This is a genomic window from Trinickia sp., from assembly GCF_035492435.1.
In the GTDB taxonomy this organism is placed as follows: domain Bacteria; phylum Pseudomonadota; class Gammaproteobacteria; order Burkholderiales; family Burkholderiaceae; genus Trinickia.
This window is the reverse complement of sequence record NZ_DATJJF010000029.1, coordinates 1-19,904: the sequence shown is the minus strand read 5'-3', so window position 1 is coordinate 19,904 and position 19,904 is coordinate 1. Positions and strand designations below refer to the sequence as shown.

Genomic DNA, 19,904 nt, shown 5'->3' with positions numbered 1-19,904 from the left:
GCAGCATCGCGAGCATGACCGCATTCTCGTCATCGCACGCGATCTATCTGGCGTGACAGCGTTCCGCAGCTTGCTTCTTCACGGCTTGCTCGTTGGGAATGGCGTGGTGTTCGGCGTAACGATTGCGGCGGGGCTTATCCTTCCGGCCAGACAAACGCGCCGGATCGGCCGCGTGATGGAAGCCGTGGACCGGATAGCGCGCGGTGAATTGCATCGACGTCTCGCGGACGACGGGTGCGACGAGTTCGGACGGCTTGCCCAACTCGTCGACGCCATGCTCGATGACATCGAGGGGCTGATGCAGGAGGTCAAAGGTGCCTGCGATAGCATCGCGCACGATTTGCGAACGCCTCTCAGTCGTGCGCGACTGCATCTGGTTCAACACCTCGACGAGACGAAGCACGCAGCCGCCGAGCCCGTGGAACGAGCGCTTGCTGAGCTCGACACGACGTTGATGCGATTCGCTGCGCTGTTGAGGCTGTCCGAAATTGAGGCGCACGCGCTGCCCGAGCGCTTCTCGGCAGTATCGCTGCCGGTGCTTATTGAAAAGGTCGGCGAGGTTCTCGAGCCGGTCGCCGACGAGCATGATGTTTCCTTGAAGTACGAGCTTGGGCAGGTTCCGCCAGTAACTGGAGATGAACAACTGCTTTTCGAAGCGATCTACAACCTCGTGGAAAACGCTGTGAAGTTTTCGTCTCGTGGCCACACGGTGACGGTGCGCACGATTGCCGGGCCGATGGGGCCGACTCTCATCGTTCGTGACAGCGGCCCGGGTATTCCGGCCAGCGAACTACCGATGGTCGGCAGGCGCTTCTTTCGCGGCCGGGCTGCGGCAGGAATACCTGGAAACGGCCTCGGGCTCAGCTTGGCGCTGGCGGTCGCCCGCTTGCATCGCGGCCGCTTGAGCTTCGCGGATGCTGGACCGGGGACCGAGGCCCGCTTCGAGTTTCGTACTGTCGCTATGCCACTGGAGAGAGCTTGAGTCGGTCCGTGCCGGACCTTGTTTCCATTTTGAAATACGCGTGAGCGACTTCGTTTCTCCGGATCACACCAGCAAGGGTCACTGATGGCGCCTTATAACTTGATCGAGCCGTGGCGGTTACCCCCTGATAATGGTCATTGGGGTGGCGCCGGTTTGAGTGGCGGTCAGGGTCGGCTACGGAAGTCGCACCGGGCTAGGATTTATTTGCGAGTAACTATCGGCCGTGCCCTCGACATCTTGTGACTTGTATCCGGGTAGTGACACTACCACCCAACCCACTGTTTTCTCTCGACTTTTTGCTATCGACCCGTGTTCCATCGGGCTCATGCGTGGCATAATCGACCGAACCTGACTCGTCGTCGTTTTTACCGCGCATTGCCATGTCAAAGACTCTTTACGACAAGCTGTGGGATTCGCACGTCGTCCATACCGAGGAAGACGGCACCACGCTGCTCTACATCGATCGTCACCTGCTGCACGAGGTCACGAGCCCGCAAGCGTTCGAGGGCTTGAAGCTGAATGAGCGCCCGCTCTGGCGCATCAGCGCGAACCTCGCGGTATCAGACCACAACGTGCCGACTACCGGCCGCAGCGAGGGCATTGCTGATCCCGTCTCGAAACTGCAGGTCGATACGCTCGACACGAATTGTGACGCCTATGGCATCACCCAGTTCAAGATGAACGACGTCCGTCAGGGCATCGTGCATATCATCGGGCCGGAACAAGGCGCGACGCTGCCCGGCATGACGATCGTCTGCGGCGATTCGCACACGTCTACGCACGGCGCTTTTGGCGCGCTCGCGCACGGCATCGGCACCTCCGAGGTCGAGCACGTGTTGGCGACGCAGACGCTGCTGCAAAAGAAGAGCAAGAACATGCTCGTGAAGGTCGAGGGTCAGCTGCCTCGCGGTTGCACGGCAAAAGACATCGTGCTGGCCATCATCGGCAAGATCGGCACCGCTGGCGGCACCGGCTACGCGATCGAGTTCGGCGGCTCGACAATGCGGGCACTGTCGATGGAAGGCCGCATGACGGTCTGCAACATGGCGATCGAAGCGGGCGCGCGCGCGGGGATGGTCGCCGTAGATGACACCACCGTCGAATATCTCAAAGAACGTCCGTTCTCCCCGCAAGGCGCCGAGTGGAGTCACGCGGTCGAGCATTGGAAGACCTTCAAGTCTGATCCCGACGCGAAATTCGATCGGGTCGTCGAGCTCAATGCGGCTGAAATCGTTCCTCAAGTAACGTGGGGCACATCGCCGGAGATGGTCACCGCGGTCGATACGCGCGTGCCGGACCCGGAGCGCGAAAAGGATCCGGTCAAACGCGCGGCGATGGAGCGCGCGTTGCAATACATGGCGCTCGAGCCGAACGTGCCGATCGAGTCGATCCATGTCGACAAGGTGTTTATCGGTTCGTGCACGAACGCGCGAATCGAAGACTTGCGAGCGGCCGCTTATGTCGTCAAGAAGCTCGGCCGCCGTGTTGCGCCCAACATCCGGCTCGCGATGGTCGTGCCGGGCTCGGGGCTCGTCAAGGCGCAAGCTGAGCGTGAAGGGCTCGACAAGGTGTTTGTCGATGCAGGCTTCGAATGGCGCGATCCCGGCTGCTCGATGTGTCTTGCCATGAACGCAGACCGACTCGATCCGGGCGAGCGCTGCGCATCCACGTCCAACCGCAACTTCGAAGGGCGTCAGGGCGCAGGTGGTCGCACGCATCTCGTGAGTCCCGCAATGGCCGCTGCTGCCGCCATCGAAGGGCATTTCGTCGATATTCGCAAACTGGGGTAACGCATGAAGGTAGGTGTGATTGGGCGTAGCTTGGCGCTTCTCGCGCTGCTGGGAGCATTGTTTTCGCTGACGGGTTGCAACACGGTGGCTGGTTTCGGCCAGGACGTCAGTAGTTCGGCCCGTACGGTTCAGCGTGCACTGTAACGTTCGTGGGGGCCCGGCTTCGGAGCCGCGCCGGCAGGCCGCGCTTTGAAGGCGGGGCAGCTTCCACTGGATGACGGATCATGGAAAAATTCATCGTACACACCGGCGTTGTGGCGCCGCTTGATCGCGAGAACGTCGATACGGACGCGATCATCCCCAAGCAGTTTCTGAAGTCGATCAAGCGTACCGGTTTCGGCCCGAACCTGTTCGACGAGTGGCGTTATCTCGATCACGGCGAGCCAGGCCAAGACAACTCGCACCGCCCGCTCAATCCGGATTTCGTGCTCAACCAGCCACGCTACCAAGGCGCTTCCGTGCTGATCGCGCGCAAGAATTTCGGGTGCGGCAGTTCGCGCGAACACGCGCCTTGGGCGCTGCAGCAATACGGCTTTCGTGCGCTTATCGCGCCGAGTTTTGCCGACATCTTCTTCAACAACTGCTTCAAGAACGGTTTGTTGCCGATCGTCCTTTCAGAGCAGCAGGTCGATCATCTCTTCAACGAGACGAACGCGTTCAACGGCTACCAAGTGACGATCGACCTCGCGGCGCAAGTCGTTCGTACTCCTGACGGTCGTGAATACGCATTCGAAGTCGACGCATTTCGTAAGTACTGCTTACTGAACGGCTACGACGACATCGGCCTCACGCTGCGTCAGGCGGACAAGATCCGCGCTTTCGAAGCGGAGCGGCTGGCGAAGGCGCCATGGCTTGCGCATCGGCTCGTCCGCTAAAACCGCATCGTTTCACGCAGGGCGCTCATCGGTCGTAGGCGGGCGCCGAGCGCTCTGACGCGTGTGCTCGATGGAGCAGGCTCAACGAATAACCGAAAACAGGAAATACGCATGAAGATTGCAGTGCTGCCGGGCGACGGCATCGGTCCCGAAATCGTCAAGGAAGCGGTGAAGGTGCTCAACGCCTTGGGCGAGAAGTTCGAGCTCGAGGAGGCGCCTGTTGGCGGTGCGGGCTTTGAGGCGAAGGGGCATCCGCTGCCCGACTCGACGCTCGCGCTGGCCAAGGAGGCCGATGCGATTCTGTTCGGTGCTGTCGGCGACTGGAAATACGACTCGCTTGAGCGCGCGCTGCGCCCGGAGCAGGCGATTCTCGGGCTGCGCAAGCATCTCGAGCTTTTCGCCAATTTCCGTCCGGCGATCTGCTATGCGCAGCTGACGGGTGCATCGTCGCTGAAGCCCGAAATCGTATCGGGGCTCGACATTCTGATCGTACGGGAACTCAACGGCGACATTTATTTCGGTGCGCCGCGCGGCGTGCGCCAAGCGCCGGATGGTCCTTTCGCCGGTGCGCGCGAGGGTTTCGACACGATGCGCTACTCGGAGCCGGAAGTGCGCCGCATCGCGCACGTTGCGTTCCAGGCGGCGCAAAAGCGCAGCAAGCGGCTGACTTCAGTCGACAAAGCGAACGTGCTCGAGACGTCACAGCTGTGGAAGGAAGTGATGATCGACGTGGCGAAGGGCTATCCCGACGTCGAGCTCTCGCACATGTATGTCGATAATGCCGCCATGCAGCTCGTGAAAGCGCCGAAGTCGTTTGACGTCATCGTAACGGGCAACATGTTCGGCGACATCCTTTCGGACGAAGCCGCAATGCTGACGGGATCGATCGGCATGCTGCCGTCGGCCTCGCTCGACAAAAACAACAAGGGCCTTTACGAACCGTCGCACGGCTCGGCGCCCGATATCGCCGGCAAAGGCGTGGCGAATCCGCTCGCGACGATTCTTTCCGCTGCGATGATGCTGCGCTACTCGCTCAGCAAGACCGAGCAGGCAGAGCGCATCGAGAAAGCGGTGCAGAAGGTACTCGAGGCAGGCCTGCGCACAGCCGATATTGCTACGGCGGGTTGCAAGCAAGTCGGCACGGTCGAAATGGGCGACGCCGTCCTGGCTGCTTTGTAATTGCGCATGTTTTGACAAGTCCGAATCGGAATCCGGGCGATCGAATCGACGTCCTGATTCCGAGGTGGTAAAGGTTTGAAGCGGGGGCCATGCTTGCCGATCGTGCACGAATCGTGCGGGTCGGTGGCCGCTGCCTCCTCCGTAATTCGTGTAGACTCTGCCGATGGCTTCGACAACCCCAATCTCCTCGATTGCAAACCTGAATGGCCGCAATGCACGAGCGGCGGGCTTTGTCATGACCGGCGTCATCTCCACCGTTGACGTGACCGGCATCGTCTCGATTAAATCAATCACTCCCAAAACGATCACGACGAAACGCTGATCGTCCGCCGTGTCCGCTCATCTTCCCCGCGCGGTCACGCCGGGCAAGTGAGCGGGGAAGCGTCTATCGAAGGGTAAATCATGAATGTAGGCCTCGTAGGTTGGCGTGGCATGGTCGGCAGCGTCCTGATGCAGCGTATGCAGCAGGAAAGCGATTTCGATCTGATCGAACCAATCTTCTTCAGCACGAGCAACGCGGGCGGCCAGGCGCCGTCGTTCGCCCGGAACGAGACCCAGCTCAAGGATGCGATGAGCATCGATGAGCTGAAGAAGTGCGACGTCATCATCACGTGTCAGGGCGGGGACTACACCAACGAAGTGTTTCCGAAGCTGCGCGCCGCCGGTTGGAACGGCTACTGGATCGACGCGGCCTCGTCGTTGCGGATGAAAGACGACGCCGTCATCATCCTCGATCCCGTGAACCTGCAGGTGATCAAGGACGCGCTCGCCAAGGGCGCGAAGAACTTCGTCGGCGGCAATTGCACCGTCAGTCTCATGCTGATGGCCATCGGTGGCCTCTTCCGCGAAGATCTCGTCGAATGGATGACGGCCATGACGTATCAGGCTGCCTCTGGTGCCGGCGCGCAGAACATGCGCGAACTGCTCGCGCAAATGGGTGCACTCCATGGCGCCGTGAAGGATGAGCTGGCGAACCCTTCGTCCGCGATTCTCGATATTGACCGCCGCGTGGCCGCTGTGATCAAGAGCGACGCCATGCCGACCGAGCACTTCGGCGTGCCACTCGCCGGCGCGCTGATCCCCTGGATCGATAAGGATCTCGGCAATGGTGTCTCGCGGGAAGAATGGAAGGGCGGTGCCGAGACGAATAAGATCCTCGGCAAGCCAGCGATGGGCGAGGCGGGCTCGGTGCCTGTCGACGGCATCTGCGTGCGCATCGGGGCGATGCGCTGCCACTCGCAGGCGCTGACAATCAAGCTCAGGAAGGACGTGCCGCTCGACGAAGTGAACGCGATCCTCGCCTCGGCCAACGATTGGGTCAAGGTCGTCCCGAACGAGAGAGAGGCGTCGATGCGCGAGCTCTCGCCGGCCGTGGTGACGGGTACCTTGAGTGTGCCGGTCGGCCGTGTGCGCAAGCTTGCGATGGGCGGCGAGTATCTTTCGGCCTTCACCGTGGGCGATCAACTGCTTTGGGGTGCCGCGGAGCCGCTGCGCCGTATGCTGCGCATCATTCTCGAGAAGTAATTTGTCAGAGCCAGTGAGGAAAGGCGCGCCGCAACGGCTGGGGCCGCGCCGGCGCGCCCTACGCGCCTGCCTGAATGGACGATGTGGGATGGCTATGCCAAACGCCGCGTCCCGCGCATTGGCGTTGCCGGGCTTCCTCACGTAGTAAACTATGGGCTTAAGACGCGAAAATACTTCGAAGGCGTCGCACCACGCTCGCGGCGCCTTTTTTATTGCTGCTCCGAACCTTGCCCTCTCCAAAACGCCATCCTAAGCCGCGTTTTACAGCGCGGAACACCGACATGACCGTACGTAAGACGCTCCGCTTGCCGGGAGGGCGCGCTGTCGCCAACTTGACTATCGCGGCGTGTGCGCTGGCTGGCGCAGTGCACTCGTTAGCCGCGCTCGCTGCGACAGGCGTGGCGGCTCATGTCGCGGTGAAACCCGGTGAGTCACTCAACGACGTGGCGGTTGCAGTCACACAATCGCACGACCACGCTGTACTTGCCCACGCCTCTAAGGCGATCTTCGAGGCCAATCCGACCGCCTTCATGCGCGGCGATCCGAGCCGCATGAGGCTCGGTGCCGTGCTCAACATACCGCCGCTCGATGCATCGGGTGCTGCGCGCGTGCCGCCGGCCTCGGCGGCTGCAGTGTCGAGGTCTTCCCCTCCTGGCGCGACTGTGGCTGTGAGTGGCCACGCGAACGGCCATGCGAACAAGCATGCTTTCGCGCATGTGGCTGCCAGCGGGGGAGTCGGGGCTGCGGCGCTCGCTCCCGCGACTCCCGCCGCTCCGGTGGAGAATTCGGCAGTTCATCTTGCCTCCGCTGCGCCAAGCGCTGCCGCAGCGCCGGCCGGATCCGAGGTCACGGCCGCGCCGGTAACGCAAATCGCCGGGGAGGGTTCCGCGGCAATCCCGGCGTCTTCGGGAGGCGCCGTGGCGGGCGGCGTCGCGGGGCAATCGACGCTTCCTGCGTCGATGACCAGCACGGCGAGCGCCGTTCAACCAACGGGTGCGAGCGGGGCGCATGCCTGGACGGGTGCAGTCGAACCGGCGGCCAACGGCCAGCCGCAACAGCCTGTTGCCAGCGAGCCCAGCGCAGTGTCGATGACTGCGCCTGCAAGCGCGGTCGACATCCCGGTTGCATCGACGGCTGGCGTGCCGTCGGCGATTACCGCTGGCCCGACCGCACCAGCTGTATCGGCGGCGGTCGGCGCGTTGGGTGTCTCGGCCCCGCCGGCAGCATCGGCCACACAAGCGCCGCACGCGAGGTTCTCAAGCTTGCAGCAATTGTTGGCGTTCAAGAATCGCGTGCTGATGGACCTGCAGCGGCACGGGTTCGGAGGGCAGGCGCCCGGCGAGCACGCTGGACAATCGTCGAAGCAGAGGAGTGGTGCGGCAGCTGCGGCTCCCCTGGAGCTGGCGTCGGCACCCCAGGCCGGATCGACAGTTGCGCCCGGCCATGCATCGATAGACGGCCGCTCGACCACCAGCGAACGCGGTGCCCACATGGAGGGCTCCGGCGTCTCGATTCCGGTCCTGGCGGCGATCGCTTCATCCATCGTCGCGGCGCTGCTCGTGCTCGTCGTTGGTCGTGCCGTCAGCAGCCGAAAGCGACGCGCGGCGGCTGCGGCCACGGTGGCGGCATCAGCACCTGTGGTTGAACCGGCACCTGTGGTTGAACCGGCACCGTCGCCCGAGAGCGCGGACGATGAACCGGACGTGGTGGTCCATGTGAGCCAGGACCCGGTCGAAGCCGAGCTGCTGGCAACGCTGGCGCGCACGCCAACGAGCAAGCGTGCGCTGATGAGTCTCGCTGGTCATTACGCCGAGCGCGGCAATGCGCGCGGCTTCGACGAAGTCGCGCAGCGCATATGGCATCTATCTGGAGGGCGCGGGCCGAATTGGCTGCATATCGCTTCGCTCGGACAGCAACTGGACCCGAGCAATCCGCTCTACGCGCTGCCGGCTGAAGGCGCCGACTTGCCGGCCGACGAGGGGGAGGACACGCTGACCGGTCCCTCGGCTCGCGCGCAAGAACACGCAGCAGGTACCGCTGCCGACAGCCTTGTCGAGCGTGGGGAGCCGCAGCCGCAAAAGGCTGAGGAGGCATCTTCGGCATTGGCGTCCCGCGAAGAAGCATCCCACGCGTCGCCTTTCTCCGGCGAACGGGCGCCGACCGAGTCGGTTACCGAGAAGAGCGTGCCGATCGAGCCACAAGTTGCAGCGGCGACGGACGAATTGCCGCCGTTGGAGCCAGCAGGGAGCACGAGTGCCCCGCAGCAAGCGGAAACGCCGCCGGACGGGCCATTGCAAGACGTAGCCGGCGCGATGCCGGCTGATAGTGGATCCGAATCTTCCGCTGCACAAGCGCCGTTTCCGACGGACGCCATCGACGCCATGAGCGAGCTGGATATGCCGCTGCCGCCGCGGGTTGAAGGGCTGGCGGAGGCGGATGAGCACGGTGAGGCATCGCCGCAGGCTGACGCTGCAACGTCGTCCGATCTTGCGCGCGAAGCGCTGGACGACGCTCAGAACAGCCGAGAGCCTGGCAAACCTGGCGAGGCTTCGGTGGCGGGACTCGGTGCGGCGCGGTTTGGCGCGCTCAACCTCGCGTTCGATCTCGACCTGCACGGCGCTGAAAACGGGGCTTCCACTGTGGTGGGCATGCCCGAGCAACCGGCGTTCTCGTCCGACGAGATGGCCAGGATCGCACGCAACAAGCTGGAATTGGCGGCCGAGTACATTGCACTGGGTGATGTGGGTGGCGCGCGCACGCTGATTCACGAGGTCATCGAGTCCAATGACGCCGGCACGCGAGACGAAGCCCATGCGCTGCTGGCAACGCTGGCTCCCCTGTCCTGACGCCGCCTATCTCCATGCGAATCGCCCTTGGCATCCAATACGACGGCACGGCGTTTTGCGGCTGGCAGTCGCAGCCGCACGGCAAGACGGTGCAGAACACGCTCGAGCGCGCGCTGGCCGATTTCGCCTGCACGCCGATCCACACGGTGGTCGCAGGGCGCACAGACACGGGCGTGCATGGGCTCGGACAAGTTGTCCACTTCGATACTGAACTGCAGCGCACCGAATTTTCCTGGGTGCGCGGGACGAACGCGTTTTTGCCGCCGACGGTGTCCGTGCAATGGGCGAAGCCGATGCCCGACACGTTCCACGCACGGTTTTCGGCGTTCGAGCGCACTTACTACTACGTGCTGCATGTCCACCCGGTGCGCTCACCGATGCTGACAGGGCGGGCCGGCTGGGTTCATACGAAGCTCGATGACGAAGCAATGCGCGAAGCGGCGCAATGCCTCATCGGCGAGCACGATTTTTCTGCATTCCGATCGTCGGAGTGCCAAGCGAAAACACCCGTCAAGCACCTCTATCAGATCGACATCCGCCGTGCCGGCGATCTCGTTCATTTTCGCTTTCGCGCCAACGCGTTTTTGCACCACATGGTGCGCAACCTGATGGGTTGCCTCGTGGCGGTGGGCCGTGGCCGCTACCCGGTGCCGTGGCTCGCGGAGGTTCTCGCAAGCCGCGACCGTGCTTGCGCTGCGCCGACCTTCATGCCTGAGGGGCTCTATCTGGCGCACGTCGGATACCCGGAGGCATTTGAAGTGCCACCCACGAATCTCGGCAGCGTGCCCTGGAGCAGCGTCTGGAACGACTGACTTGGAGCGACTAAGCTGGAACGAGGCGTTTCGCGCCAGCAGAGAAAACTCAACACCATGAATGTGACCGCAGCCCCGTCATCGCCATTAGGTAGCGCATCAAGTAGCGCATCAGGTAGCGCATCAGGTAGCGCCTCAGGTAGCGCCAATCCGCGCCGCACCCGCGTCAAGCTGTGCGGACTCTCGCGCGAAGCCGATGTCGCATTGGCCGTCGAGCTGGGCGCCGACGCCATCGGCCTCGTCTTCTACCCGCCGAGCCCCCGCGCAGTTGGGGTGGCCGAGGCCGTCGATCTCGTCAAGGGACTGCCGCCGTTCGTCTCCGCAGTAGGGCTCTTCGTCAATGCGACTCCGGAATGGCTGAGCGAGGTGGCGAGCAATGTGCCGCTCGCGATGCTGCAGTTCCACGGAGATGAGACGCCCGCGCAGTGCGAAGCGCTCGCAAACCTGTCCGGCTTGCCATGGTTGCGGGCGCTGCGTGTCGCATCCGGTACTCAATCGGCCGATTTGGTAGAATCTGCGCTTAATTATTCATCAGCCAGTGGCTTGCTTTTCGACACCCACGTCGAAGGGTACGGCGGCGGCGGGAAGACATTCGATTGGTCACTTATCCCCGAAGATCTCGCGCATCGGGCCGTTTTGAGTGGTGGCTTGAACGCGCAAAACGTAGGTGATGCGATTCGTCGCGTGCGCCCGTATGCCGTCGATGTGTCGAGCGGCATCGAAGTGCCGGGCGCGAAGGGCGTGAAGGATCCCGCCCGGATGGCAGCGTTCGTGCGCGCGGTGCGCGAAGCGGATGCCGATTGAATCGATTGCGGCGCGATGGGGACACACAACGCATGCGCCGCCCTTCTACAGAGTGACGAATATGTACGATCTTCCCGATCAACGAGGCCATTTCGGCCCGTACGGCGGCACGTTCGTAGCCGAAACGCTTGTTCATGCCCTCGACGAATTGCGCGACGCCTATGAGAAATTCCGCGAGGACCCGGACTTCGTTGCCGAATATCAGCGCGAACTGAAGTACTTTGTCGGCCGTCCCTCGCCGATTTATCACGCGCAACGATGGAGCGAACTGCTCGGCGGCGCGCAGATCTATTTGAAGCGCGAAGACCTCAATCACACGGGCGCGCACAAGGTCAACAACGTGATCGGCCAAGCGCTCTTGGCCAAGCGCATGGGCAAGCCGCGCGTGATCGCTGAGACCGGCGCCGGCCAGCATGGCGTCGCGACGGCGACGATCGCAGCCCGCTTCGGCATGGAGTGCGTCGTCTACATGGGCGCGGAGGACGTGCGTCGGCAGGCGGCGAACGTCTATCGCATGAAGCTCTTGGGCGCGACGGTCGTGCCGGTGGAATCGGGTTCCCGCACACTGAAGGACGCACTCAACGAGGCGATGCGCGACTGGGTGACTCACATCGAAAACACGTTCTACATCATCGGCACGGTGGCTGGGCCGCATCCTTACCCGATGATGGTGCGCGACTTCCAGCGCGTCATCGGCGACGAGTGTCGCGTGCAAATGCCCGAACTCACAGGCCGTCAGCCCGATGCCGTGATTGCGTGCATCGGCGGCGGTTCGAATGCGATGGGCATCTTCTATCCGTATATCGACGATCAGGCGGTCAAGCTTGTCGGTGTCGAGGCGGCCGGCGACGGGCTCGAAACCGGGCGCCATGCGGCCTCGCTCACGGGGGGACGGCCCGGCGTGCTGCACGGCAACCGCACGTACCTGTTACAGGACGAGAACGGACAGATCATCGAGACGCATTCAGTCTCGGCGGGGCTCGATTATCCCGGCGTCGGGCCGGAGCACGCGTGGCTCAAGGATATCGGCCGCGCGCAGTACGTTGCCATCACCGACGATGAGGCGCTGAAGGCGTTTCACGACTGTTGCCGGATCGAAGGCATCATTCCGGCGCTCGAGTCGAGCCATGCGCTTGCCTACGCAACGAAGCTTGCGCCGACGCTCGGACGCGACAAGCACCTGCTCGTGAATTTGTCGGGCCGCGGCGACAAGGACATGCATACGGTCGCCGAGCGCTCGGGCATCCAATTCTGAGCGTCGCCACAATGCGTAGCCTCCTCGAGGACTTCAACGAGCCCAAGCCGGCCGCGGGTGGCGCCTGCGCGCCGGCTGGCCGCACGCCTGCGCGCATTGACTTGCGTCAACGCGATTTTTTGGCTGATGCGAAGAACGTTGCCGACGCCTCAATCGATTTGATTGTTGCCGATCCGCCGTACGGACTCGGCAAAAATTACGGCAACGATTCGGACATGCTCTCTGGCGAGGAGTTTCTCGTCTGGACGCGTCAATGGCTTGAGCTCGCGATTCCGAAGCTCAAGCGAACCGGTTCGCTGTATGTGTTCTGCACCTGGCAGTATTCGCCCGAGATATTCTCGTTCCTGAAGACGAAACTGACGATGGTCAACGAGATCATCTGGGACCGCCGCGTGCCGAGCATGGGCGGGACAACGCGGCGCTTTACGTCGGTGCACGACAACATTGGCTTTTTCGCGGTTTCGAAGGAGTATTACTTCGATCTCGATCCGGTGCGTATTCCGTATGACGCCGCGACGAAGAAGGCACGCTCGCGCAAGCTCTTTGAAGGCAGCAAGTGGCTCGAGATGGGCTACAACCCGAAAGACCTCTGGTCGGTTTCGCGCTTGCACCGGCAGCACGCGGAGCGAGTCGATCACCCGACCCAAAAGCCGCTCGAAATCGTCGAACGGATGGTGCTCGCGAGCTGCCCGCCGGGTGGGCGCGTGCTTGATCCCTTCATGGGCAGCGGCACGACGGCCGTCGCATGCGCGCGTCACGGGCGCGAATTCGTCGGCTATGAGATCAACGAAAGCTACTGCGCGATTGCACGCGAGCGCGTGGCGGCGGCATACGGCGAGTCCAAGCGTACCGTCGTAGTCGACCCAACCGCCGCGGCCGTTGACGCAACCGACGCCGTCGCATGACGGTGCCCGCGCAATCGAACTCAGAGAAAACATCATGTCCCGTATCGAAAAGACTTTCGCGGCACTGGCCGCGCAACGCAAGAAGGGTTTGATTCCGTTCATGACGGCCGGCGACCCCGATCCTGCCAAGACGGTCGAATTCATGCACGCGCTGGTCGCGGGCGGTGCCGACGTGATCGAGCTAGGCGTGCCGTTTTCGGATCCGATGGCCGATGGCCCTGTGATCCAGCGCTCGTCCGAGCGCGCGCTTGCCCGCGGGGTATCGCTGCGGCACGTGCTGGCCGACGTCAAGCGTTTTCGCGAACGCGACGCAACGACCCCCGTCGTGCTAATGGGCTACGCAAACCCGATCGAATGCTTCGGCATCGAGGCGTTTGCGGCGGCTGCCTTGGACGCGGGCGTCGATGGGGTGCTCATTGTCGACTACCCGCCGGAGGAGTCGGCTGAATTTGCCGAGCGCATGCGCGCGGTCGGCATCGACCCTATTTTTCTACTCGCACCCACTTCGACCGACGAGCGTATCGCGGCAGTCGGCAAAGTGGCGAGCGGCTACGTCTACTATGTGTCACTGAAGGGCGTGACCGGCGCCGGGCATCTGGACGTTTCGGCGATCGCGAGTAAAATCCCGGCCATCAAGTCGATTGTGTCCTTGCCCGTGGGTGTCGGTTTCGGCATTCGCGACGCGCAAACCGCGCGCGCGGTGGCCGAGACGGCCGATGCCGTGGTCATTGGCAGCCGCATCGTGCAGTTGCTCGAGGAAACGCCGCCCGAATCGGCTCAAAACCGGTTGACGGAATTCATCGCCGAGGTGCGGCGCGCGCTGGATGGTGTGTGAAATCGAGGGCGGGCCAAGCCCGGACTTGCTGAGCAAAACAACGGAACAGAACTGCTGAATCGCACCGGCTTGCCGCCGCCCCAGCCGCCGCAGGCGGATTGTGCGCAACGAGAGACCTATTGAAGGAACAACAATGAGCTGGCTCGACAAACTGCTGCCGCCGAAGATCAAACAGACTGACCCGAAAAGCCGTAAGGGCATTCCCGAGGGTTTGTGGATCAAGTGTCCGTCATGCGAGGCGGTGCTTTATCGCAACGACGTCGAGGCGAATCTGCACGTGTGTCCGAAGTGCAGCCATCACATGCGCATTGGTTCCCGTGCCCGGCTCGACGCGCTGCTCGACGCCGAAGGCCGGTATGAGATCGGCCAGGAGATCGTGCCCGTTGATGCGCTCAAGTTCAAGGACAGTCGCAAGTATCCCGACCGTATCAAGGACGCGATGGACGACACGGGCGAGACCGATGCCCTCGTTGTCATGGGCGGCGCGATTCACACATTGCCCGTCGTGGTTTCGTGCTTCGAGTTCTCGTTCATGGGCGGCTCGATGGGCTCCGTCGTCGGCGAACGCTTCGCGCGCGGCGCGCAAAATGCGATTGAGCAGCAAGTGCCGTTTATCTGCGTGACCTCGTCGGGCGGCGCGCGCATGCAGGAAAGCCTGCTGTCGCTGATGCAGATGGCCAAGACGACGGCTATGCTGACCAAGCTTTCCGAAGCCAAGTTGCCGTTCATTTCCGTGCTGACGGATCCGACGATGGGCGGCGTATCGGCGAGTTTCGCTTTCCTCGGCGACGTCGTGATTGCCGAGCCGAAAGCGCTGATCGGCTTTGCCGGCCCGCGCGTGATCGAGCAGACCGTGCGCGAGAAGCTCCCCGAGGGCTTCCAGCGCGCGGAGTTCCTGATGCAAAAAGGTGCGATCGACATGATCGTTGATCGCCGCAAGCTGCGCGAAGAGCTCGCAAGGCTCATCGCGCTCATGATGAAACAGCCGGCGGACGCGGTGGCGTGACGACGACGACGTTTCCTACGCTCGACGCTTGGCTGACTCACCTCGAGTCGGCACATCCGGTCGGGATCGACATGGGCCTCGAGCGGATCGGCCGGGTCAAGGCCGCGCTGCAGTTGAGCTTTGCGTGCCCGGTGATCACCGTCGGTGGAACGAATGGCAAGGGCTCGACCTGCGCTTTCCTCGAATCGATCCTGTTGGCCGCCGGCTATCACGTCGGCTGTCATACCTCGCCGCACCTGCTCGAATTCAATGAGCGCGCGCGCATCGACGGACGCGACGCAACCGATGCGGAGCTGCTGCCTCATTTCGAAGCAGTCGAAGCGGCGCGCAGAAGCCTGCCTGAGCCTGTTTCGCTGACTTACTTCGAGTTCACGACGCTCGCTATCCTGCATCTTTTCGCCTCTCGCGGGCTCGATGCCGTGATTCTCGAGGTCGGGCTGGGGGGACGGCTTGACGCTGTCAATATCCTCGATACCGACTGCGCCATCGTGACGAGTATCGACATCGATCACGCCGCCTACCTCGGCGATACGCGCGAAAAAATCGCGTTCGAAAAGGCGGGCATCTTCCGTGCGGGGAGGCCCGCCATCTGCGCCGATCCTGTCGCGCCGCACACGCTCGTCGACCATGCGAACGCGATCGGCGCCGATCTATGGCTCTTTGGCCGCGATTTCCGCTATGAAACCCAGCCGGGCAGCGAGCGGCAGCAGTGGAGCTACATCGGGCGCACGATGCGGCGCGCCGCGCTCGCTTATCCGGCGCTGCGCGGTGCCAATCAGCTCTTTAACACGTGTGCGGCGCTTGCGGCGCTCGAGGCGCTGCGCGAGCGGCTGCCTGTTTCGGCGCAGGACGTGCGCGTGGGCCTCGCCAACGTGGTATTGCCGGGGCGCTTTCAAGTACTGCCCGGCCGGCCGGCCGTCGTGCTCGACGTGGCGCACAACCCGCATGCGGCTGCTGTGCTCGCGCAAAACCTTGGCAGCATGGGCTTCTATCGCTACACCTACGCGGTGTTCGGTGCCATGCGCGACAAGGACATTGTGGGTGTCGTCAAGCATTTGAAGGGTGAGATTGACCACTGGTGCCTGACCGACCTCCCGACGGATCGCGGCGCTTCGGCTGAGATGCTCGAGGCAGCATTACGTGAGGCGGGTGTGAAGGAGGGCCCGGATTGCACCGTGCAGCGATTTGCCACGCCTGCCGACGCATTCCACGATGCAAAGAGCCGAGCGCAAGAGGATGATAGAATTCTGATTTTCGGCAGTTTTTATACGGTCGCAGGCGTGATGGCCGACCGTAAATTGCGGCAAAATTAACGGTTCCGTACGCGCCAAGCCTCGAATTCAACAATTCATGGGACTTTTTTCGTTCGGCAACAAAGACGATGCGCCGCCGACGCGCAGGCGTGGTAGCCAAGCCAGAGCTGAACGCGGCGAGCCGCGGCGTCGGCGTACCGGGCGTGGTGGCGACGCCGCCGCGAGAGACACGGCCTTCGGGGCCGGTGCGATGCTGCTCGACCCGACGCTGCCTGAAAAGCAGCGGGCGCGGCGCCGCCTCGTCGGCGCCATTGCGCTTGTCATAGCCGCGATCGTTGTATTGCCGTTGGTGCTCGATTCGCATCCAAAGCCGGTGACCGACGACATTGCTATCGACATCCCGAGCCGGCCGGCCAATCTGCCGATTCGCACGAGCGATGATGGGGCGGCCGTGCTGGCAGGTGTTGCGCCCGACAGCGCAAGCGCTGCCGTTGCCGGCGTAACGCCGCTTGCGGCGCCTGCCCAGCGTGGGGTGGCTGCACCCTTGGCCACACCGGCATCGTCCACGACAACCTCGCTGTCGTCCGTTAAGAAGGCGCAGTCTGCGACACCTAAAACCGAGAAAGCGACGAGGCTGACGGGTTCGGCGCAACGCGATACAGCAGCACCTCCGGTCACATCGGCGAATACGCCTGCGGTAGCGCAAGCATCGCCATCGCCGATGACGAGGTCGCGCGTGCAGAATCAGCAGGCAGTCGGGACAGACCGGGCCTCTACGATGTCCGGCGGCGGGGCGTCCGATGCGGGTACGCCTGCTGCACCGCCGGGTGCGCGCTTTGCGCTTGAGCTAGGCGTGTTTTCGGATGATGCGAACGCACGCAAGTGGGAAAGCAAGCTCAAGGCCGCGGGGGTGCCGGTGTACATCGAAAATCGTAAGCAAGCTGATGGCACGAGGCGGGTGTCGTTGCGTGCCGGGCCGTTTCCTGACCGTGCCGCTGCATCTGCCGCGATCGCCAAGGTGCGCGAAGCAGGGCTGACCTCCGATGCGCAGTGACGGGTGAGCATGCTAACTGCGTTTGATTACATCGCGCTGGCCGTGATCGCGCTGTCGGCGCTGCGTGGCGCTTGGCGCGGCCTGCTGTCCGAGGTGTTCGGGCTGATCGGCTGGATTGTGGCTTTTGTTGTCGCAAGCCGTTACGTCGACCGCCTCGTGCCCTATATTCCAGCAGATTGGCCCGGCGGCGATCTGACTCAGTGGCTGCTGGCTTTTGCGGCGATTGCCGTCGGCGTTGTCCTCGTGGCCGGTATTGTGAGTGCGGTGATCGGGCGACTCGTCGCGGCCAGCGGGCTCGACGGGGCTGACCGGTCACTTGGGTTGATGTTCGGTCTCGTACGGGGCGTGGTGCTCGTGCTGGTGCTCGTGGTGCTGGCCGGCCTGACCGACTTGCCGAAGAAAGAATTTTGGCGCGACGCGCTGTTGCGGCCCTATGCCGAGCAGGGCGTGCGCAAGCTCAAACCGTTGTTGCCCGAAGCGCTTGCCGCGTACGTCCGCATCTAAGGCGGCGCACGGCGAGGCAGCCGGCATTTTTTTCGTATCTTTGAAGGACCTGCCATGTGCGGCATCGTAGGCGTAGTCTCCCACTCCCCAGTCAACCAGCTGATCTATGACAGCCTTCTGCTGCTGCAGCATCGCGGCCAGGATGCGGCCGGCATTGCGACGGCGAACGGCAGCACGTTCCACATGCACAAGGCCAACGGCATGGTGCGCGACGTGTTCCGTACGCGCAACATGCGCAGTCTGCCCGGTACCTCGGGGATCGGCCAGGTCCGCTATCCGACCGCCGGTTCCGCGTCGAGCGAGGAGGAAGCACAGCCGTTCTACGTGAATGCGCCGTTCGGCATCATCCTCGCGCATAACGGCAACCTGACGAACGTGAAGCAGTTGAAGGACGAGATGTTTCGCATCGACCGCCGCCATGTGAACACTAGTTCGGACACCGAAATATTGCTCAACGTGCTCGCGCATGAGGTGCAGCTCGCCACCTCGGGCCTGGAGCTCGATCCTGAGACTGTGTTCAAGGCTGTTGCCGGCGTGCATCGCCGCGTGCGTGGTTCTTATGCGGTTGTTTCGCTGATCTCGGGGTACGGTTTGTTGGCATTCCGCGATCCCTTCGGTATTCGTCCGCTTTGCATCGGCAAGCTCGAGACTGACCAGGGCGTGGAATGGATCATTGCTTCGGAATCGGTGGCGGTGGAAGGCATCGGTTTCGAGTTCGTGCGCGATGTTGCGCCGGGCGAAGCGATTTTTATCGATAAAGATGGCCATCTGCACAGCCGGCAGTGCTCCGAGAAGCCGAGCCTCAATCCGTGCATCTTCGAGTACGTCTATCTTGCGCGTCCCGACTCGGTGCTCGACGGCGTGCCCGTCTACAACGTGCGGCTTCGCATGGGCGATTATTTGGCCGAGAAGGTTAAGCGCGAATTGCCCGATGTGAAGATCGACGTCGTCATGCCGATTCCCGATTCGTCGCGGCCGGCTGCGATGCAGGTGGCGGCAAAGCTCGGCATCGAGTATCGGGAGGGGTTCTTCAAGAACCGCTACGTCGGCCGCACGTTCATCATGCCCGGGCAGGCAGTGCGCAAGAAGTCGGTGCGCCAGAAGCTCAATGCGATGGCGATCGAGTTCAAGGGCAAAAACGTGCTGATCGTCGACGATTCGATCGTGCGCGGTACCACGTCGCACGAGATCGTGCAGATGGCCCGCGATGCTGGGGCGAACAAGGTGATTTTTGCGTCCGCGGCGCCGCCGGTTAGGTTTCCGAATGTCTACGGCATCGATATGCCGACGCGCGGGGAGCTCGTGGCACACGGCCGCTCGGACCAGGACGTCGCGAACATTATCGGCGCGGATTACCTCGTTTATCAGGACGTCGAATCGTTGAAACAGGCGGTGCGCGATATCAATCCGTCGCTGGGGCGGTTCGAGGCATCGTGCTTCGACGGCGATTACATCACCGGCGATGTGACGACGGAGTATCTCGATGTCATCGAGCGCGCTCGCTCGGCGCCGGCAGCACAGGCTGAGCGCGATTCGGCAAGCGATGTGGCTGATAGCACCGTGACGCGCTCGCAGCTGCATTTGCAGTTGTCGATGGAGTAATGCAGGTTTAGTTCAGTCATCAAGGCACGTAGCAAGTAGCAACGTGCCTCGCTCCAAAAGCCCGCTTCGGCTCAGTGCCGAGCGGGCTTTTGTTATTGGATGCTTATTGTCCATTCACGCTTGCTTGCTCGATAACAAAGTTGTTTAACTCCGGCGGATTTGAGGCCACGTCTATCAATGCCGATCGCCAGTGCAACACCGGCGGCCAATTTTCAACTGACAGTTTTCATAGTGCGCTGAGTCCTGCCGGGAAATATGATGCCTCTACATCGCGCATACGAGCATTTCACACTAGCGTCCGAAGGCGTATTGAGCAGGTGCTGAGCAATCTCTTTATGTGGAGAGCGGAATGAGCATGCCTAACGGTCGTATCGTTTTGTGTTCTGGCCTTGAAGATGGTCTCCCGACGCCATGGCTTAAAATTCAAGGCAATGGCGACCGATTGGCTGCGACAGAGCCTACGCGGGATACGGCGACGGTGTTTATGGCGGAGCCGTTGGATGAGGTGAATCAGATTTTTGCTTTAAAGCCAGCGTCCCAGGATGGTTTGTGGTTAAGCAGAATACATCGCGATAAAATCGATTGCATCGAAGCAAAAAAGAAAGAGATAGATCCACACTGCCATTTTGGTTATCAAGAGCTTCCGTCCGGTTTATTTAGAGTTTCGTGTGATGATGG

The 19,904-nt window shown here is 62.4% G+C and carries 18 protein-coding genes; all 18 read left to right on the top strand.

All coding sequences use genetic code 11. The features are described from left to right. The coding region (locus VL598_RS02690) for a HAMP domain-containing sensor histidine kinase (protein ID WP_325325162.1) at positions 1-982 on the top strand (982 nt) is incomplete at its 5' end. Positions 983-1,362: 380 nt separating this feature from the next. Then, on the top strand, positions 1,363-2,772 hold the full coding sequence (gene leuC, locus VL598_RS02685) for a 3-isopropylmalate dehydratase large subunit (RefSeq protein ID WP_325325161.1): 1,410 nt from the start codon (positions 1,363-1,365) through the stop codon (positions 2,770-2,772). A gap of 224 nt (positions 2,773-2,996) precedes the next feature. Then, on the top strand, positions 2,997-3,647 hold the full coding sequence (leuD, locus tag VL598_RS02680; protein WP_325325160.1) for a 3-isopropylmalate dehydratase small subunit: 651 nt from the start codon (positions 2,997-2,999) through the stop codon (positions 3,645-3,647). A 111-nt stretch (positions 3,648-3,758) separates the two neighbouring features. Continuing rightward, on the top strand, positions 3,759-4,826 hold the full coding sequence (leuB, locus tag VL598_RS02675) for a 3-isopropylmalate dehydrogenase (RefSeq protein WP_325325159.1): 1,068 nt from the start codon (positions 3,759-3,761) through the stop codon (positions 4,824-4,826). Positions 4,827-4,989: 163 nt separating this feature from the next. After that, entirely contained in the window at positions 4,990-5,148 is a 159-nt protein-coding gene (locus VL598_RS02670) for a hypothetical protein (protein WP_325325158.1), read from the top strand. Between the two features lie 80 nt (positions 5,149-5,228). Beyond that, on the top strand, positions 5,229-6,350 hold the full coding sequence (gene asd, locus VL598_RS02665) for an aspartate-semialdehyde dehydrogenase (protein ID WP_325325157.1): 1,122 nt from the start codon (positions 5,229-5,231) through the stop codon (positions 6,348-6,350). A gap of 281 nt (positions 6,351-6,631) precedes the next feature. Continuing rightward, a complete protein-coding gene (locus tag VL598_RS02660) occupies positions 6,632-9,196 on the top strand; it encodes a FimV/HubP family polar landmark protein (RefSeq protein WP_325325156.1) in 2,565 nt (854 codons plus the stop codon). 14 nt (positions 9,197-9,210) lie between these two features. Further along, positions 9,211-10,008 (top strand): tRNA pseudouridine(38-40) synthase TruA, encoded by a 798-nt coding sequence (gene truA / locus VL598_RS02655; protein WP_325325155.1) that lies wholly within the window; start codon positions 9,211-9,213, stop codon positions 10,006-10,008. Between the two features lie 57 nt (positions 10,009-10,065). Next, on the top strand, positions 10,066-10,812 hold the full coding sequence (locus tag VL598_RS02650) for a phosphoribosylanthranilate isomerase (RefSeq protein WP_325325154.1): 747 nt from the start codon (positions 10,066-10,068) through the stop codon (positions 10,810-10,812). A gap of 61 nt (positions 10,813-10,873) precedes the next feature. Beyond that, positions 10,874-12,067 carry a tryptophan synthase subunit beta gene (gene trpB, locus VL598_RS02645; protein ID WP_325325153.1) on the top strand — a complete coding sequence of 398 codons (1,194 nt, stop codon included), beginning with the start codon at positions 10,874-10,876 and terminating at the stop codon, positions 12,065-12,067. An 11-nt stretch (positions 12,068-12,078) separates the two neighbouring features. Further along, a complete protein-coding gene (locus VL598_RS02640; protein ID WP_325325152.1) occupies positions 12,079-12,972 on the top strand; it encodes a site-specific DNA-methyltransferase in 894 nt (297 codons plus the stop codon). A gap of 34 nt (positions 12,973-13,006) precedes the next feature. Continuing rightward, the gene (gene trpA, locus VL598_RS02635; protein WP_325325151.1) at positions 13,007-13,807 is read left to right on the top strand and encodes a tryptophan synthase subunit alpha; all 801 of its coding nucleotides are present in this window, start codon (positions 13,007-13,009) and stop codon (positions 13,805-13,807) included. Between the two features lie 133 nt (positions 13,808-13,940). Then, positions 13,941-14,813, top strand: coding sequence for an acetyl-CoA carboxylase, carboxyltransferase subunit beta (accD, locus tag VL598_RS02630; protein ID WP_325325150.1), 873 nt, complete (start codon positions 13,941-13,943; stop codon positions 14,811-14,813). Next, positions 14,810-16,126, top strand: a complete 1,317-nt coding sequence (gene folC, locus VL598_RS02625) for a bifunctional tetrahydrofolate synthase/dihydrofolate synthase (protein ID WP_325325149.1) — start codon at positions 14,810-14,812, stop codon at positions 16,124-16,126. Before accD ends, folC begins: the two co-directional genes overlap by 4 nt. Before the next feature lie 37 nt (positions 16,127-16,163). Further along, the gene (locus VL598_RS02620; protein WP_325325148.1) at positions 16,164-17,120 is read left to right on the top strand and encodes an SPOR domain-containing protein; all 957 of its coding nucleotides are present in this window, start codon (positions 16,164-16,166) and stop codon (positions 17,118-17,120) included. Between the two features lie 9 nt (positions 17,121-17,129). Then, positions 17,130-17,624: a CvpA family protein gene (locus VL598_RS02615; protein ID WP_325325147.1), complete on the top strand. Its 495-nt coding sequence runs from the start codon at positions 17,130-17,132 to the stop codon at positions 17,622-17,624. Between the two features lie 54 nt (positions 17,625-17,678). Next, entirely contained in the window at positions 17,679-19,226 is a 1,548-nt protein-coding gene (gene purF, locus VL598_RS02610; RefSeq protein WP_325325146.1) for an amidophosphoribosyltransferase, read from the top strand. A 349-nt stretch (positions 19,227-19,575) separates the two neighbouring features. Then, on the top strand, positions 19,576-19,904 hold a 329-nt coding region (locus VL598_RS02605; protein WP_325325145.1), incomplete at its 3' end, for a hypothetical protein.

Bases quoted from the DNA above. Each gene is read 5' to 3' on its own strand.
- purF (WP_325325146.1), top strand. From the start codon at position 17,679: ATGTGCGGCATCGTAGGCGTAGTCTCCCACTCCCCAGTCAACCAGCTG.
- leuB (WP_325325159.1), top strand. From the start codon at position 3,759: ATGAAGATTGCAGTGCTGCCGGGCGACGGCATCGGTCCCGAAATCGTC.
- VL598_RS02670 (WP_325325158.1), top strand. From the start codon at position 4,990: ATGGCTTCGACAACCCCAATCTCCTCGATTGCAAACCTGAATGGCCGC.
- leuC (WP_325325161.1), top strand. From the start codon at position 1,363: ATGTCAAAGACTCTTTACGACAAGCTGTGGGATTCGCACGTCGTCCAT.
- truA (WP_325325155.1), top strand. From the start codon at position 9,211: ATGCGAATCGCCCTTGGCATCCAATACGACGGCACGGCGTTTTGCGGC.
- VL598_RS02615 (WP_325325147.1), top strand. From the start codon at position 17,130: ATGCTAACTGCGTTTGATTACATCGCGCTGGCCGTGATCGCGCTGTCG.
- VL598_RS02640 (WP_325325152.1), top strand. From the start codon at position 12,079: ATGCGTAGCCTCCTCGAGGACTTCAACGAGCCCAAGCCGGCCGCGGGT.
- accD (WP_325325150.1), top strand. From the start codon at position 13,941: ATGAGCTGGCTCGACAAACTGCTGCCGCCGAAGATCAAACAGACTGAC.
- trpA (WP_325325151.1), top strand. From the start codon at position 13,007: ATGTCCCGTATCGAAAAGACTTTCGCGGCACTGGCCGCGCAACGCAAG.
- asd (WP_325325157.1), top strand. From the start codon at position 5,229: ATGAATGTAGGCCTCGTAGGTTGGCGTGGCATGGTCGGCAGCGTCCTG.
- trpB (WP_325325153.1), top strand. From the start codon at position 10,874: ATGTACGATCTTCCCGATCAACGAGGCCATTTCGGCCCGTACGGCGGC.
- leuD (WP_325325160.1), top strand. From the start codon at position 2,997: ATGGAAAAATTCATCGTACACACCGGCGTTGTGGCGCCGCTTGATCGC.
- VL598_RS02660 (WP_325325156.1), top strand. From the start codon at position 6,632: ATGACCGTACGTAAGACGCTCCGCTTGCCGGGAGGGCGCGCTGTCGCC.
- VL598_RS02620 (WP_325325148.1), top strand. From the start codon at position 16,164: ATGGGACTTTTTTCGTTCGGCAACAAAGACGATGCGCCGCCGACGCGC.
- VL598_RS02650 (WP_325325154.1), top strand. From the start codon at position 10,066: ATGAATGTGACCGCAGCCCCGTCATCGCCATTAGGTAGCGCATCAAGT.